The organism is Pseudomonas sp. SID14000 (assembly GCF_002165135.1).
Lineage (GTDB): Bacteria > Pseudomonadota > Gammaproteobacteria > Pseudomonadales > Pseudomonadaceae > Aquipseudomonas.
In genome coordinates, this window is sequence record NZ_NFZQ01000001.1 from 62,727 (window position 1) to 79,425 (window position 16,699).

Annotated in this window: 13 protein-coding genes and 1 other RNA gene; 9 read left to right on the forward strand and 5 right to left on the reverse strand. The window is 61.3% G+C overall.

Annotation, left to right across the window (positions count from 1 at the left end; all coding sequences use genetic code 11):
* Positions 1-3: 3 nt before the first annotated feature.
* The gene (gene dnaK / locus CAY82_RS00285; RefSeq protein ID WP_087499447.1) at positions 4-1,929 is read right to left on the reverse strand and encodes a molecular chaperone DnaK; all 1,926 of its coding nucleotides are present in this window, start codon (positions 1,927-1,929) and stop codon (positions 4-6) included.
* 101 nt (positions 1,930-2,030) lie between these two features.
* Entirely contained in the window at positions 2,031-2,588 is a 558-nt protein-coding gene (gene grpE, locus CAY82_RS00290; protein ID WP_087499448.1) for a nucleotide exchange factor GrpE, read from the reverse strand.
* A gap of 191 nt (positions 2,589-2,779) precedes the next feature.
* On the opposite strand from grpE, the gene recN reads away from it, so the two are divergent.
* Positions 2,780-4,453 carry a DNA repair protein RecN gene (gene recN, locus CAY82_RS00295; RefSeq protein ID WP_087499449.1) on the forward strand — a complete coding sequence of 558 codons (1,674 nt, stop codon included), beginning with the start codon at positions 2,780-2,782 and terminating at the stop codon, positions 4,451-4,453.
* A gap of 160 nt (positions 4,454-4,613) precedes the next feature.
* Here the strand turns inward: recN and fur are convergent, their stop codons facing one another.
* The gene (gene fur, locus CAY82_RS00300) at positions 4,614-5,018 is read right to left on the reverse strand and encodes a ferric iron uptake transcriptional regulator (protein ID WP_015271870.1); all 405 of its coding nucleotides are present in this window, start codon (positions 5,016-5,018) and stop codon (positions 4,614-4,616) included.
* A 97-nt stretch (positions 5,019-5,115) separates the two neighbouring features.
* Between fur and CAY82_RS00305 the strand changes: the two genes are divergently transcribed.
* On the forward strand, positions 5,116-5,649 hold the full coding sequence (locus CAY82_RS00305) for an outer membrane protein assembly factor BamE (protein ID WP_087499450.1): 534 nt from the start codon (positions 5,116-5,118) through the stop codon (positions 5,647-5,649).
* A gap of 61 nt (positions 5,650-5,710) precedes the next feature.
* Here the strand turns inward: CAY82_RS00305 and CAY82_RS00310 are convergent, their stop codons facing one another.
* A complete protein-coding gene (locus tag CAY82_RS00310; RefSeq protein ID WP_046613141.1) occupies positions 5,711-6,145 on the reverse strand; it encodes a type II toxin-antitoxin system RatA family toxin in 435 nt (144 codons plus the stop codon).
* Between the two features lie 162 nt (positions 6,146-6,307).
* Between CAY82_RS00310 and smpB the strand changes: the two genes are divergently transcribed.
* A complete protein-coding gene (smpB, locus tag CAY82_RS00315) occupies positions 6,308-6,790 on the forward strand; it encodes an SsrA-binding protein SmpB (protein ID WP_013974300.1) in 483 nt (160 codons plus the stop codon).
* Between the two features lie 135 nt (positions 6,791-6,925).
* Here smpB and CAY82_RS00320 read toward each other — a convergent pair whose 3' ends face one another.
* Positions 6,926-7,693 carry an FCD domain-containing protein gene (locus CAY82_RS00320; RefSeq protein ID WP_087499451.1) on the reverse strand — a complete coding sequence of 256 codons (768 nt, stop codon included), beginning with the start codon at positions 7,691-7,693 and terminating at the stop codon, positions 6,926-6,928.
* A 256-nt stretch (positions 7,694-7,949) separates the two neighbouring features.
* Between CAY82_RS00320 and CAY82_RS00325 the strand changes: the two genes are divergently transcribed.
* The 6 genes from CAY82_RS00325 to CAY82_RS00350 all read left to right on the forward strand — a co-directional run bounded on the left by CAY82_RS00325 (position 7,950) and on the right by CAY82_RS00350 (position 16,662).
* Positions 7,950-9,620, forward strand: a complete 1,671-nt coding sequence (locus CAY82_RS00325; protein WP_087499452.1) for a lactate permease LctP family transporter — start codon at positions 7,950-7,952, stop codon at positions 9,618-9,620.
* A 63-nt stretch (positions 9,621-9,683) separates the two neighbouring features.
* A complete protein-coding gene (gene lldD / locus CAY82_RS00330) occupies positions 9,684-10,829 on the forward strand; it encodes an FMN-dependent L-lactate dehydrogenase LldD (protein ID WP_063911804.1) in 1,146 nt (381 codons plus the stop codon).
* 75 nt (positions 10,830-10,904) lie between these two features.
* Positions 10,905-13,715, forward strand: a complete 2,811-nt coding sequence (locus CAY82_RS00335) for an FAD-binding and (Fe-S)-binding domain-containing protein (RefSeq protein ID WP_087499453.1) — start codon at positions 10,905-10,907, stop codon at positions 13,713-13,715.
* A 201-nt stretch (positions 13,716-13,916) separates the two neighbouring features.
* A complete protein-coding gene (locus CAY82_RS00340; RefSeq protein ID WP_085625709.1) occupies positions 13,917-14,213 on the forward strand; it encodes a hypothetical protein in 297 nt (98 codons plus the stop codon).
* 99 nt (positions 14,214-14,312) lie between these two features.
* Positions 14,313-14,711: a transfer-messenger RNA gene (gene ssrA, locus CAY82_RS00345) on the forward strand.
* A gap of 112 nt (positions 14,712-14,823) precedes the next feature.
* Positions 14,824-16,662, forward strand: coding sequence for a site-specific integrase (locus CAY82_RS00350; protein WP_087499454.1), 1,839 nt, complete (start codon positions 14,824-14,826; stop codon positions 16,660-16,662).
* Positions 16,663-16,699 lie beyond the last annotated feature (37 nt).

Genomic DNA, 16,699 nt, shown 5'->3' on the forward strand with positions numbered 1-16,699 from the left:
GGATTACTGCTTGTTGTTGTCTTTCACTTCTTCAAACTCGGCGTCAACCACGTCATCGTGCTTGGCTTCCGGCTCGGCCTGCTGCGCGCCGCCCTGAGGCTGTTCGGCCGACTGCTCGGCGTACATCTTCTGGGCAACCGGTGCCGAGACCTTGGACAGTTCTTCGACCTTGGCATCGATGGCGGCCTTGTCGTCGCCTTTGACAGCAGCTTCCAGGGCAACAACAGCAGCCTCGATGGCGGTTTTCTCTTCAGCGGTAACCTTGTCACCAGCGTCAGCGACCATCTTGCGGGTCGAGTGCACCAGCGCGTCACCCTGGTTACGGGCAGCGGCCAGCTCTTCGAACTTGCGGTCTTCCTCGGCGTTGGCCTCGGCGTCACGCACCATGCGCTCGATTTCTTCGTCCGACAGGCCGGAGTTGGCCTTGATCACGATCGACTGCGACTTGCCGGTGGCCTTATCTTTGGCGCTGACGTGCAGGATGCCGTTGGCATCGATGTCGAAGGTTACTTCGATCTGAGGCACGCCACGCGGAGCCGGCGGAATGTCAGCCAGGTCGAACTTGCCCAGCGACTTGTTCTGTGCAGCCTGCTTGCGCTCACCCTGCAGCACGTGAATGGTCACGGCGCCCTGGTTGTCGTCGGCAGTCGAGAACACCTGCGACTTCTTGGTCGGAATGGTGGTGTTCTTCTCGATCAGCGAAGTCATCACGCCACCCATGGTTTCGATACCCAGGGTCAGCGGGCTGACGTCCAGCAGCAGTACGTCTTTCACGTCACCGGCCAGCACGGCACCCTGGATGGCAGCACCCATGGCCACGGCTTCGTCTGGGTTGACGTCCTTGCGCGCTTCCTTGCCGAAGAAGTCGGCAACGGCTTTCTGTACCAGTGGCATACGGGTCTGGCCACCGACCAGGATCACATCGTCGATCTTGCTGGCATCGATGCCGGCGTCTTTCAGAGCGATGCGGCAAGGCTCGATGGTACGGGTGACCAGGTCTTCGACCAGCGACTCCAGCTTGGCGCGGGAGATTTTCACGTTCAGGTGCTTCGGACCGGTAGCGTCTGCAGTGATGTACGGCAGGTTGACGTCGGTCGACTGAGCGGAGGACAGCTCGATCTTGGCCTTTTCAGCGGCTTCTTTCAGACGCTGCAGCGCCAGCGGATCGTTCTTCAGGTCCATGCCGGACTCTTTCTTGAACTCGTCGACGAGGTAGTCGATCAGGCGCATGTCGAAGTCTTCGCCACCCAGGAAGGTGTCGCCGTTGGTGGCCAGTACTTCGAACTGGTGCTCACCGTCGACTTCGGCGATTTCGATGACCGAAACGTCGAAGGTACCACCACCCAGGTCATAAACGATGACGGTGTGGTCGCCCTTGGCCTTGTCCATGCCGTAAGCCAGTGCAGCGGCAGTCGGCTCGTTGATGATACGTTTTACGTCCAGGCCAGCGATACGACCGGCATCTTTGGTGGCCTGACGCTGGCTGTCGTTGAAGTAGGCCGGAACGGTGATGACAGCTTCGGTAACTGGCTCGCCGAGGTAATCTTCGGCGGTTTTCTTCATTTTCTTCAGGACTTCAGCACTGATTTGCGGCGGAGCCATGTCCTTGCCGCTGGCCTGCACCCAGGCGTCGCCGTTGCTGGCCTTGACGATCTTGTAAGGCACCAGCTTGATGTCTTTTTGCACCACGTCTTCTTCGAAGCGGCGGCCGATCAGGCGCTTCACTGCGAACAGAGTGTTGTGCGGATTGGTGACCGCCTGACGCTTGGCCGACTGCCCTACCAGGATTTCGCCGTCGTTGGCGTAGGCCACGATCGACGGGGTGGTACGCGCACCTTCGGCGTTCTCGATGACTTTGACGTTACCGTTTTCCAGCACAGAGACGCACGAGTTGGTGGTCCCCAGGTCGATACCGATGATTTTACCCATGTTAACTCTCCCGAAACTTGAATTTGGTAGCAGCGACTACTTTGGCCAACTGCGGTAATACTTGAAGGCTTGACACCTAGATGGGGATGCCCCGAAGGATTTCAAGCCTTTTCATTGATCGAAGGTTGCGCGGCGCTCGGCGCCTTGCTGACCACCACCATGGCGGGGCGCAGCAGGCGGCCGTTGAGCAGGTAACCCTTCTGGAACACGTTCAGCACGCTGTTCGGCTCTACCTCGCTGTTTTCCTGCATGGCCATTGCCTGGTGGTGCTCAGGGTTGAAAGGCTGGCCGTGCGGATCGACAGCTTCAAGGTTGTAGCGCTTGAGGGTGTCCTGGAACATCTTCAGGGTCAGTTCGACGCCCTCGCGGATCTGCTTGACGTGCTCATCGTCGGCACTGGAGTGCGCCAGGGCCAGCTCCAGGCTGTCGATCACCGGCAGCAGGTCGCTGGAGAACTTCTCCAGGGCGAACTTGTGGGCCTTCTCGACATCCTGTTCTGCGCGGCGACGAATATTCTGCACATCGGCAACGGCGCGCAGCGCCTGATCCTTGGCCGCGGCCAGCTGCTCCTCGAGTTCAAGGACGCGGGCGTCGGCAGCGTTACCTGCACCGGTCTCTTCGACGTTAAGGTCTTTCTCGTTCAGCTGTTCGTCAGCCATGGGGTCTCTCCTGCGCAATTTTGTGGACTGCGAGCCTGGCTCGCCTTGGATGTCGGCTATATGGGGCCGGAAAAACCAGCTTCAAGGGGCAAGGTGGTTTTCCCGGCCGCAACAGAATCTGCCAAGGGGCATTGGCAGCCCTGAAAAAAGTACTGTATAAATAACCAGACCTGACTTTCGGGAGCCGCCCCATGCTGGTGCACTTGTCCATTCACAACTACGCCATCGTCGAGCATCTCGACCTCGAGATCGCCCGCGGCATGTCTGTCATCACCGGTGAAACTGGCGCCGGCAAGTCGATCATGCTCGACGCCCTCGGTCTGGCCCTGGGCGACCGGGCCGACAGTGGCGTTGTACGCCCCGGCACGGACAAGGCAGACATCCTCGCTACCTTCGACCTGGTGGACATCCCCGAGGCGCATGCCTGGCTGGCCGAACGCGACCTGGACAATGACGGCCTGTGCATCCTGCGCCGGGTGATCACCGCCGAAGGCCGCAGCCGCGGCTACATCAATGGCACGCCCTGCCCGCTCGGAGACCTCAAAGCGCTGGGCGAACTGCTGATCGATATCCACAGCCAGCACGAGCACCAGTCGCTGCTCAAGACCGACACCCATCGCCGCCTGCTCGACGAGTACGCAGGCGCCATCGACCTGGCCCGCCAGGTGCAACTGGCGGCCAAGCGCTGGAACCAGACCCGCCTGGAGCTGGAGCGCCTGTCCAACTCCGGCGATGAACAGCGCGCCCGCCATCAACTGCTGAGCTACCAGCTGGAAGAACTGGACAACCTCGGCCTGGGCGAACACGAGCTGGAGCAACTGGAGCAGGAACACAAGAACCTGACCAGCGCCGAAGCCCTGTTCGGCATTTGCCGCCAGGTCATCGACCAGTGCAGCGAAAGCGATTCGGGCAATGTGCTCAGCGCCCTCACCTCCTGCCTCAACCGCCTGGGTGCCGCCACCAACTCGCCCAAGGCACTGGGCGAAGCGGCCAACCTGATCGCCAGCGCGCAGATTCAGGTCGAGGAGGCCGTGGGCGAGCTCAACCGCTTCCTCGACAACTTCGACGCCGACCCCATGCGCCTGCAGGCACTGGAAGAGCGCCTCGACACCATCTATACGCTGGCGCGCAAACACCGCGTGCACCCCACCGAACTGCCCCACCTGCAGCAGCAACTGATGGAAGAGCTGGAAGGCCTGAACGCCAGTGACGAGTCGATCGAGCAACTGGGTGAAGAGCTGGCCGCCTTCGCCCAGCATTATAAAGAGAAGGCTCGCGAGCTCAGTGCACTGCGCCAACAGGCTGCCCAGCAGTTGGCGGTGGCCGTCGAGCAGGAAATCCAGCGCCTGGGCATGCCCGGCGGCCGCTTCTGCATCGCACTCACGCCCAATGAGGGCGCAGACCTGTCGCCCCATGGCCTGGAGCAGATCGAGCTACTGGTCAGCGCCAACCCCGGCCAGCCGCTCAAGGGCTTGGCCAAGGTGGCCTCAGGCGGCGAACTGTCCCGCATCAGCCTGGCGATTCAGGTGATTACCGCGCAGACCTCGCGCATTCCCACATTGGTGTTCGACGAAGTCGACGTGGGTATCGGCGGGCCTACTGCCGAAATTGTCGGTCAACTGCTGCGCCGCCTGGGCGAGCGCGGCCAGGTGCTGACCGTGACCCACCTACCGCAGGTGGCGGCACAAGGGCATCACCACCTGTTCGTGCACAAGGTGCGCAACAGCGACACTACCCACACCGCCGTGGCCAACCTGGGCAAACGCGAGCGGGTGGAGGAAGTGGCGCGGATGCTGGGCGGCATCGACCTGACCAAGGAATCCCTGGCGCATGCGCGCAAGATGGTGGTAAGCGGCAAGGCCTGAACCCCTCCCACAGGATATTCACCGGACCTGAAACCTGCGCAATACCTGTGGGAGCGGGCTTACCCGCGAAGAGGCCGGCACAAACGACTCAGCTCTCAGCCTCAAAAAGCACAAAGGCGACCCGAAGGTCGCCTTTGCCATTCATAACGATAAAAAATCGTTACTTCTTTTTACGCACGTACAGGACCAGATTGTGGTCCACCAGCTCGTAGCCATGCTCGGCCACGATTTCGCGCTGGCGCTTCTCGATCTCAGCATCCATGAATTCGATAACTTCACTGGTCTCCACGTTAACCATATGGTCGTGGTGACCACCATCTGCCAGCTCGAACACCGCATGACCGCCGTCGAAGTTGTGGCGAACCACCAGACCCGCCGCTTCGAACTGGGTCAGCACGCGATAGACGGTGGCCAGCCCCACGTCCTCGCCAGCCTCCATCAGCGCCTTGTAGACATCCTCGGCGCTCATGTGACGCTGCTCCGTGGAGTCGAGCATCTGAAGGATCTTGACTCGAGGCAGGGTCACCTTGAGACCGGCTTTGCGCAATTCGCTATTTTCAACCATGGTCAGCTTTCTCGCCGATGCTGCTTCGCAGCTTCTCTTAATACGGGTATGATCGGGGTTTACGTTGTCCAGCCAAGATAGTGGAAGTCGCCCACCGATGCAAAACACCAAGCTCTTGCTAACCAGCCTCACCCTAGTGGGACTGCTCGCACTCGCCGGTTGCTCGTTTCCCGGGGTTTACAAAATCGACATCCAGCAGGGCAATGTCGTTACGCAAGACATGATAGACCAATTGCGTCCCGGAATGACCCGCCGACAAGTAAGGTTTATCATGGGCAACCCGCTGATCCAGGACACCTTCAACACCAACCGCTGGGATTACCTGTACAGCCTGCAACCAGGCGGCGGCAAACGTCAGCAAGAACGCATGAGCGTGTTCTTCAACGAGAGCGATCAACTGGTCAGCCTGTCTGGCGACTTCATGCCAGGCGTCAGCCGCGACCAGGAAATCCTCGGCGGCAGCGGCGACACCACGGTCAGCCCGGCCAACCAGCCAGAGCAGCCAACCGTGCAGCCTGAAGAAAAACCAGCCAAGCCAGGCTCGGTTGAAGAAGCCATCCAGCGCGAGATCGACACCATCGAGACCACCCCGGTCCCGACTCCGGCTCCGCTGGAAACATCGCCTCAGTAAGCGGCGAGCAGTTACAAAAAAGCCCGGACCTGGTCCGGGCTTTTTGTTGCCGCTTTTTCAGTCAGGCATTCAGCTGCTTGGCACGCTGGCAGAACGCATCCACCAACGTATTGGCCGCCTGGTTGAACAGTGGCCCAAGGGTCGCGCGCACCAGCGGACCGGCGTAATCGAACGACAGGTCCAGGCTGATCTTGCAGGCCTTGTCACCCAGCGGTTTGAACACCCACAGGCCATGCAACTGGGTAAACGGCCCCTCCTCCAGGTTCATCTCGATGGACTGCCCCGGCACCAGTACATTGCGCGTGACGAAGTGCTGGCTCATGCCGCCCTTGGCCACTTCAAGCTTGGCGCGCATGTGCGTGTCGCTGGCCTCGATCACTGTCGAAGCCGAGCACCAAGGCAGGAACTGCGGGTAGCTGGCCACATCGTTGACCAGATCGTAGAGCGCCTGGGCAGGGTATGGCAGCAGGGCGGAGCGTTGAATATGGGTAGTCATCCAGGCATCACTTCCAAGGCTGGGTGGCGGCGCTTCACAGCGTGCCGAATACAGGTTCTGTCCCCAAGACAGGGGCAGTATTGTCCGGTATTCATTGCGGTGGCTCAAGCACACCGAAATCCCGTAGCCGACGACGCGGCGACTGCCTATAATGCCGCCCCTATGGCTAAGCAAAAGAAACATCCGACCGGGACCATCGCGCAGAACAAAAAGGCGCGACACGATTACTTCATCGAACACAAGTTCGAGGCCGGGCTGGTCCTGTCCGGCTGGGAAGTAAAAAGCCTGCGAGCCGGCAAGGCGCACCTGACTGACAGCTACGTGCTGCTGAAGGACGGTGAAGCCTGGCTGTTCGGCAGCCACATTACCCCGCTGACCACGGCCAGCACCCACGTCATCGCCGACCCCATCCGCACCCGCAAGCTGCTGCTGAACAAGCGCGAGCTTGAGCGCCTGGAAGCGGCCGTGGCGCAGAAGGGCTACACCTGCGTGGCCTTGGCGCTGTACTGGAGCAAGCACCTGATCAAGTGCGAAATCGCGCTGGGCAAGGGCAAGAAGGAATTCGACAAGCGCGACACCATGCGCGAGCGCGATTCCAACCGCGAGCTGCAGCGGGCGGTGCGGAACAAGGGCAAGGAAGAGTAATACCTCTTCTTCAGCCTGCTCCGGCCTCTTCGCGGGTAAACCCGCTCCCACAGGGTTAACACTGAGTTCAGATTCGGTGCCATCCCTGTGGGAGCGGGTTTACCCGCGAAGAGGCCAGCATTGCCAATACAAATCTCAACGCCCGCTACGCCGCTCCGCCCGCGCCACTCGCTGCGCTTCTTCGTGCGCCTCTTCCAGCACCTCCTGCACATACAGAATGTGCCGGCTGGACACCTCCCGCGCATCCTCCGCCCTGCCCTCGACAATCGCCAGGTACAGTTCCCGGTGCTGACTGATCAGCATGTCCCGGGTCTCGGTCCGTTGCTGGTACATACCACCAATGTTGGTCACCACGTTGCGCTTGAGCAGGTCGAACAAGCCCCGGATGGTGTGCAGCAGTACGGCGTTATGGCTGGCTTCGGCAATCGCCAGATGGAAGCGCGCATCGGCCGCGCCCTCCTCCGCCCGGGTCACTTCGTCAGCCCTGGCATAGCAGTCCTGCAGCGCATCGAAGGCCGCCTTGAGCCGCGCCCGGTCCGGCTCGGTGGCGCGCCGAGCCGCGTAGTAGGCGCAGGACGCCTCCAGGGTATGGCGGAATTCGAGCAGGTCACGCTGCGCCTCGGCACTGTGCTCGAGCAACTGCAGCAACGGGTCACTGAAAGTAGAGCCCAGAGACTCGGCGACAAAATTGCCCCCGCCCTGGCGGCTGACCAGCAACCCCTTGGCCACCAGCTTCTGGATCGCTTCACGCAGTGACGGGCGGGACACGCCGAACTGCTCGGCGAGGACGCGCTCGGCCGGCAGCCGCTGCCCCGAGGTCAGCGTGCCTTCCAGAATCATCCCCTCCAACCGATCGACAATGTCGTCGGACAGGCGCCGTTGGCGGACCTGATCAAAAACCATCACATGCTCTCCACAAACCCCCGGCAAATTTCAGGGGGCCTCTATTCTCGCCGATCCAGGCCGCGCAAACACCCATCAGGCAACGATTTTCGCAACCCATCAGGCACCCACTCATCGGCACGCGACCAAAGTTTTGCACGGGACAAATTGACACACCCACGAAGACGCTTTTAACCTAGCGCCTAGCCATTGTAAATTGGTCTTACCAATTATCCAATGCCAGTGCCTGACCAACAACAATTAGGGGCCACCCCATATGCAAACCTGGCAACAAATCTATAGTCCGCTTGGTAGTCTTGGCCTGTCCGCACTGGCGGCGGTCATTCCCATCGTCTTCTTCTTCCTTGCCCTGGCCGTGTTCCGCCTCAAAGGCCACGTGGCCGGCAGCATCACCCTCGCGCTGTCGATCCTGGTGGCAATCTTCGCCTTCCAGATGCCTGTCGACATGGCGTTCGCCGCTGCGGGTTATGGCTTCCTCTACGGCCTCTGGCCAATTGCCTGGATCATCGTTGCCGCGGTGTTCCTGTACAAACTCACGGTCAAGAGCGGCCAGTTCGAAGTGATCCGCAGCTCGGTGCTGTCGATCACCGACGACCAGCGCCTGCAAGTACTGCTGATCGGCTTCTGCTTCGGTGCCTTCCTGGAAGGTGCGGCAGGCTTTGGTGCACCGGTGGCAATCACTGCCGCGCTGCTGGTGGGCCTGGGCTTCAACCCGCTGTACGCCGCCGGCCTGTGCCTGATCGCAAACACCGCGCCAGTGGCCTTCGGCGCCCTGGGCATCCCGATCATCGTGGCCGGCCAGGTCACCGGCATCGACGCCTTCCACATCGGCGCCATGACCGGTCGCCAGCTGCCGCTGCTGTCGCTGTTCGTGCCGTTCTGGCTGGTGTTCATGATGGACGGCCTGCGTGGCGTGAAGGAAACCTGGCCTGCAGCCCTGGTCGCCGGCCTGAGCTTCGCCGTCACCCAGTACTTCACCTCGAACTTCATCGGCCCAGAGCTGCCGGACATCACCTCGGCCCTGGCCAGCCTGATCGCCCTGACGCTGTTCCTGAAAGTCTGGCAGCCAAAGCGTTCGTTCGCCGAAGCCAAAGGCAGCGTCGGCGCTGCTGTGGTTCAGCCAAGCGGCAGCCAGCCAAGCCCCTACAGCTTTGCCGAGATCTTCAAGGCCTGGTCGCCGTTCCTGATCCTCACCGTGCTGGTCACCATCTGGACTCTGAAACCGTTCAAGGCGGCCTTCGCCCCGGGCGGTGCCATGTACAACTTCGTGTTCAACTTCGCCATCCCGCACCTCGACCAACTGGTGATCAAGAGCGCACCGATCGTTGCCGCGCCAACCGCCATGCCAGCAGTGTTCAAGCTGGACCCGATCTCTGCCACCGGCACCGCGATCTTCCTCTCGGCGCTGATCTCCATGGCAGTGTTGAAGATCAATTTCAAAACTGGTCTGACCACTTTCAAAGAGACCTTCTGGGAGCTGCGTTGGCCCATCCTGTCGATCGGCATGGTGCTGGCCTTCGCCTTCGTCACCAACTACTCGGGCATGTCCTCGACCATGGCCCTGGTGCTGGCCGGTACCGGTGCCGCGTTCCCGTTCTTCTCGCCGTTCCTCGGCTGGCTGGGCGTGTTCCTGACAGGTTCAGACACCTCGTCCAACGCCCTGTTCAGCTCGCTGCAGGCCACCACCGCGCACCAGATCGGGGTCAACGACACCCTGCTGGTAGCGGCCAACACCAGCGGCGGCGTGACCGGCAAGATGATCTCGCCGCAGTCGATCGCCGTGGCCTGCGCCGCTACCGGCCTGGTCGGCAAGGAATCCGACCTGTTCCGCTTCACCGTCAAGCACAGCCTGTTCTTCGCCACCATTGTCGGCCTGATCACCCTGATCCAGGCCTACTGGCTGACCGGCATGCTGGTTCATCACTAAAGTGAAAGGGGCCGGGCGCCATCGCGCGCCCGGCAATCCCCACCTGCAACGCTGCGAGAATCCATGATCATTTCTGCCTCTACCGACTATCGCGCCGCGGCCCAACGCAAGCTGCCTCCCTTCCTGTTCCACTATGCCGACGGCGGCGCCTACGCCGAGCACACCCTACGCCACAACGTCTCGGACCTGGCCAGCATTGCCCTGCGTCAGCGCGTGCTGAAGAACATGTCCGAGCTCAGCCTTCAAACCAAGCTGTTCGACGAAACCCTGAGCATGCCGGTGGCCCTGGCCCCGGTCGGCCTCACCGGCATGTACGCCCGCCGTGGCGAAGTGCAGGCAGCGCGCGCGGCAGCGGCCCACGGCATTCCGTTCACCATGTCCACAGTGTCGGTGTGCCCGATCGAAGAAGTGGCACCGGCCATCGACCGGCCGATGTGGTTCCAGCTGTACGTGCTCAAGGACCGCGGTTTCATGCGCAACGCCCTGGAGCGGGCCAAGGCAGCCGGGGTCAAGACCCTGGTGTTCACCGTCGACATGCCAACCCCAGGCGCCCGCTACCGCGACGCCCACTCTGGCATGAGCGGCAAGAACGGCCCGCTGCGCCGCGTGCTGCAAGCCATGACCCACCCCGAGTGGGCGTGGGATGTCGGCGTGATGGGCCGCCCACACGACCTGGGCAACATTTCCACCTACCGTGGCAACCCCACGGGCCTTGCCGACTACATCGGCTGGCTGGCTAACAACTTCGACCCGTCGATCTCCTGGAAAGACCTGGAGTGGATTCGCGACTTCTGGGACGGCCCGATGATCATCAAGGGCATCCTCGATGCCGATGACGCCCGCGATGCGGTCAGGTTCGGTGCCGACGGCATCGTCGTGTCCAACCACGGTGGCCGCCAGCTCGACGGCGTGCTGTCCAGCGCCCGCGCCCTGCCGGCGATTGCCGATGCGGTCAAAGGTGACCTGAAGATCCTCGCCGACTCCGGCATCCGCAGCGGCCTCGACGTGGTGCGCATGATCGCCCTGGGCGCTGATACCGTACTGATCGGCCGCGCCTTCCTTTACGCGCTTGCCGTGCACGGCCAGGCCGGGGTGAAGAACCTGCTGGAGCTGTTCGAGAAGGAAATGCGTGTGGCCATGGTGCTGACCGGGGCCAAGTCGATCAGCGAAATCACCCGCGACTCGCTGGTACGCGAACTGGGCGCCTGAACGCCCGCAAGAACGACCGCCTGATTGACCCGGGGTATGCGGCGCACAGACGCCACGACCCCGCGAGGAGACTGCATGAGCCTGCCCGCCGCGTTCCTGCGTGATGCCGAGCGCCTGATCCCCGCCGAACGCCGTTTCGACGACCCCACCTCCACCCTGGCCTTCGGCACCGACGCCAGCTTCTACCGGCTGATCCCCAAGCTGGTGGTGCGCGTCGAGTCCGAGGACGAAGTGGTCGGCCTGATCAAACTGGCCCAGCGCGAGCGGGTGCCGGTCACCTTCCGCGCCGCCGGCACCAGCCTGTCTGGCCAGGCCATCAGCGACTCGGTGCTGATCGTACTCGGTGATAACTGGAACGGCCGCGAAATCCGCGGCCAAGGCGAGCAGATCCGCCTGCAGCCCGGGGTCATCGGCGCCCAGGCCAACGCCTGGCTGGCCCCCTTCGGGCGTAAGATCGGGCCCGACCCGGCCTCGATCAACGCCTGCAAGATCGGCGGCATCGTCGCCAACAACGCCAGTGGCATGTGTTGCGGCACCGCGCAGAACACCTACCACACCCTCGCCGGCCTACGCCTGGTGCTGGCTGACGGCACGCGCCTGGACAGCGAAGACCCGGCCAGTGTCGCCGCGTTCGAGGCCAGCCACGCCGACCTGCTGGAATCACTGGCCCGCCTGGGCCGCGAGACCCGAGCCAACACCGCACTTGCAGAGCGCATCAGGCACAAATACCGGCTGAAGAACACCACCGGCCTGTCGCTGAACGCGCTGGTGGACTACGACCAGCCGCTGGATATCCTGCAGCACCTGCTGGTCGGTTCCGAAGGTACCCTGGGCTTCATCAGTGCCGTCACCTATGACACCGTGCCCGATCACCCGCACAAGGCCAGCGCCCTGCTGGTGTTCCCCAGTGTGGAAAGCTGCTGCCGCGCGGTGACCGTGCTCAAGCGCCAGCCGGTCTCGGCCGTGGAGCTGCTCGACCGCCGCAGCCTGCGTTCGGTGCAGAACATGCCCGGCATGCCGCTGTGGGTAAAAGGCCTGTCGGACAATGCCTGCGCCCTGCTGATCGAGTCCCGCGCCGCTAGCCAGAGCCTGCTGCATGAACAACTGCAACAGGTGATGGCCTCGATCGCCGACTTCCCACTGGAACAGCAGGTGGACTTCAGCGAAGACCCGACCGTGTACAACCAGTTGTGGAAAATCCGCAAGGACACCTTCCCCGCCGTCGGCGCCGTACGTCAGACCGGCACCACGGTGATCATCGAAGACGTCACGTTCCCCGTCGAGCAACTGGCCGAAGGCGTCAACCGCCTGATACAGCTGTTCGACAAGCACCGCTACGACGAAGCGATCATTTTCGGCCATGCCCTGGAAGGCAACCTGCACTTCGTCTTCACCCAGGGTTTCAACAGCGCCGAGGAAGTCGCCCGCTACCAGGCCTTCATGGACGACGTGGCGCAACTGGTGGCAGTAGAGTTTGGCGGCTCGCTGAAGGCCGAGCACGGCACCGGGCGCAACATGGCGCCATTCGTGGAGCTGGAATGGGGGCACGATGCCTACCAGCTGATGTGGAAACTCAAGCGCCTGCTCGACCCCAATGGCATCCTCAATCCCGACGTGGTGCTGAGCGAAGACCCGGACATCCACCTGAAAAACCTCAAGCCGCTGCCCGCCGCCGACGAAATCGTCGACAAGTGCATCGAATGCGGCTTCTGCGAACCGGTGTGCCCGTCCAAGGGCCTGACCCTCAGCCCGCGCCAACGCATCGTCATGTGGCGTGACATCCAGGCCAAGCAGCGCGCCGGCATCGACACTCGGGAACTGCGCCAGACCTATCAGTACCAGGGTATCGACACCTGCGCTGCCACCGGCCTTTGCGCCCAGCGTTGCCCGGTCGGCATCAACACCGGCGAACTGGTGAAGAAACTGCGCAGCCAGGCTGCCGGGCACGAAAAAACCGCTGACTGGCTGGCCGAACACTTCCACACCGCCCTGGGCGGCGCCCGCCTGACCCTGACTGCCGCCAACACCGCACGCAAGCTGCTCGGCGCACCACGCCTGGGCCGCCTGAGTGCCTCGCTGAACAAAGCCAGCAAAGGCCGCCTGCCACAGTGGACCCCGGCCATGCCACAACCCCTGCGCCCGCTGGGCTTCGGCCCGGCCAGCAACGACGCCCGCCCCCGCGTGGTGTACCTGGCTGCCTGCGTGTCGCGGGTGATGGGCCCGGCCTACGCCGACCGCGAGCAGAGCTCGCTACTGGACAAGACCCGTGCACTGCTTGAGAAGGCCGGTTATCAGGTGGTGTTCCCCGACAACGCCGACAGCCTCTGCTGCGGCCAGCCGTTCGCCTCCAAGGGCTACCCCGAGCAGGCCGAACACAAACGCCAGGAACTGATCGCCGCCCTGCTGCATGCCAGCCGCGGCGGCCTCGACCCGATCTACTGCGACACAAGCCCCTGCACCCTGCGCCTGGTGCAGGACCTGAGCGACACCCGGCTGGACCTGTACGACCCGGTGCGCTTCATCCGCACCCACCTGCTCGAGCGCCTGGAGTTCACTCCACAGGACGAGCCAGTGGCCGTGCATGTGACCTGCAGCACCCAGCACCTGGGCGAAAGCCAGGCATTGATCGACCTTGCGCGGCGCTGCAGCAAGCAAGTGGTGATCCCGGAGGGCATACATTGCTGCGGCTTTGCCGGCGACAAAGGCTTCACCACGCCAGAGCTCAACGCCCACTCGCTGCGTAGCCTGAAGGATGCGGTGCAGTATTGCAGCGAAGGCATCTCCACCAGCCGCACCTGCGAGATCGGCCTGTCCAGCCATAGCGGTATCGACTACCACGGGCTGGTCTACCTTGTAGACCGCGTCACCCGACCACGCAGCATATGACCGTTCAAGGCAAGATCTGACGGCTACCGCTCCCACAGTTACAGCGCCGGCTTTGGGCCACGCCGTACCTGTAGGAGCGGCTTCAGCCGCGAACACCGGCAAAGCCGGTGCCATCCCCCCGGCATCCCGATTGAACCCCCGCCAATCCTCCACAGTCCATCCTTACAGGCCCACCTTCCAGAGGCCCAGAAGGAGACTCCCATGAAAGGTACCGCGCTTTCGGCCCTGTTCGCGGCCGCCACCCTGCTGGCTTCCCCGGTGTTTGCCGCCGAAGACCTGTGCACCGCCAACCTGCAGAAGATCGACGACAGCATGGCCACCGCTGGCGCCACCTCCGAGGGCCTGGACAAGGCCATCACCGAGCACGTCGACAAAGCCAAGGCTGCCCAGGCCGCAGGCGACACCAAGGAATGCATCGCGATCACCAGCAAAGTGCTGGAACGCCTGGAGAAAACCGAGAAAGGCAGCGGCACCAGCGGCGGCGGCAGCGGCGCGTGAGGCCAGAGGCGGGCGATCGGGCCAGCTGTCGACGTCGCCCGCACAATGGCGTATACTCGGCCTCACGTACCGTAAGGTGCGGTAGCCAAGAGCTAGTGTGGGGCCGATTAGGATTCGACGCCGGTAGCGAAACTCTAGGTGCATGCCGAGTTGGTAACAGAACTCGTAAATCCACTGTTGCAACTTTTATAGTTGCCAATGACGATAACTACGGCGCGGAGTTCAAGCTGGCCGCTTAATGCGGTCTCTTGACCCGTTGCTTCTGGTAGCTTCGGCTCCAGCAATCACTAGGGGATGCCTGTAAACCCGAACTGATTGTCATACAGAACAGGATCGTCGCGTAGCACGTTGTGGGCGAAGTGACTAAAACTTACACAACTCATCCAAAGCACCCTGCCCGTCGGGCGGCTGCGGATTAAATCAGTAGACACGGCTAAGCATGTAGTACCGACAGCGGAGTACTGGCGGACGGGGGTTCAAATCCCCCCGGCTCCACCACCTTCCTTACACAAGCCCCATTTTATGGGGCTTTGTGCTATCTGGCCCTTGCATTTTTGCCGGTGTGCCACTGAGGTGTCACAATCCTGTGGGGCATCACTCGGTGCCTAGCATGAAACCATCCCCTTCCTACCTGACGCTTAACCGTCACGGAACGTTCTACTTCCGTATTGTCATCCCCTGTTCTCTGCGTATGCTGTTTAACGGACAGCGCGAGATCAGACGAACCCTGAAAACCGACAGGCGTCGCTTGGCCCAAAAACGAGCACGGCAGTTTGTAGCGAGGTTTGAGTCAGCTTTTGACAAGGTGGTTAGCGTGATGGAACGAGATGAGCTTGGCCTTTCTGAGGCCGATTACAAAGAGATTTTGGAACTGCTTCCTACGATGGAGCGACTTCCAGATTTCTCTAGCCCTAAGGATGACAGCCACCCCGCTGAGCCCATCCTTTCGAACGAAGAATTAGAGGCTCGACAACGCCGGAGAGAAGTGGCACGACTCTTGACCGGGGCCTATGGCCGTCCTATTCCGCACGAACATGAGGCATTGGCGAAGCAATTATTGGAGCTTTCCAAACCCTATCTAGCAACCGAACTACGCGCGGTACTACCAAAGCTTCGGGATGAACTGGTGCTCCGCAAGCTCTCTCCAGTTGGTGGCCGAGTCGATGCAGAAGAAAAGCGCCAGCCGTTACCAAGCCATGATCCGGCAATGGCTGACTGGACCCTTTATCAGGTATGGGAGCACCAGTTGGCACGAGACAGGGCTGACACCTCGTCTAGAGGCGGGCAGGCGAACCATGGCGGCACCCTGGAGGAAAGAGAGCGCCGGGCCAGGGTTATGACCGTCCTCACCCAGCACAAGCCCGTATGCAAGCTGAGCAAACAGGACTGGCAAGCTGCTTACGATGCTGCTCGTAAGGTGAAAGCTGGCGCGACGGCCTCCATAGCCCCATCTCCGACCGCGCTCAATGAGATTCTGACAGACGACCCAGGACAGATGACAGGACACGAGCGCGTGAGCGCCCTCATCGCATCAATGAAGCAGATACAGAACCATGCCAGATTCATTGATCTGACATCGGTCAGAGTAGATGACTTGATCATCAAGCCAGTACAGAGGAGAGAGAACGAACGCAGTCGTGACGGTGTGCCTTTCTCCCCTGATGAGGTCGAAGCGATTTTCTCTGGATTTATCTACCAAGGCCCTCTGCCTAAGGACCGAACCAAGGCATATCCGTTTTGGTTTTGGATTCCATTGGTGGCTTATTTCACTGGTGCCCGTACCAATGAGATCGCTCAGCTCGATACCGCCGACATCAGGGAAGTTGGCGGGCATCCATGCTTCGACTTCTGCGCCGACGACCCAAAGGTTCCCGAAGCAAAGCGGATTAAAACAGGCGAAGCCCGACAGGTACCTATTCACCCACGCCTGATTGAGCTGGGTTTCCTTGCATATGTAGATAGCCAGCGGCGCGCCAAGCAGAAGAAACTGTTCGGCGACGGCCTCACTTATCTTCGTCCACGAAACAACGATACTGAACACAATAAGGAAGGCTGGGCAAAGAGCGCCGGAAAATTCTTCAATGAGAAACCAAAAGGCTATTTGGTCTCTATTGGTGTTCACGTGCCCCACGATGGTAAAAGCCTGTACTCGTTCCGGCATACGCTGGAAACCAACCTATGTAATGTCAAGCGGGATGGTAAAGAACTGGACCAATCGATTATTGACGCAATAGTTGGACACGCTCCTGAAACCATTGCTGGCAAGCACTATGACGAAGGCCCCACGATTGAGCAAATGCTGTCCGCCTTGCGACTCCTGCCGATACCTGAAGCTATACAGAAACTCATTAGCTATCAGGTCAACTTTATTGAGCGGACTGGTGAAACCTTGACAAAGAGCATTGAAAGCCATCGACGAAAGCATATACGGCTCGCCCAACACCATTAATAGCCTACGAAACTCCCCAAAGTGAAGGTAAGGCAGC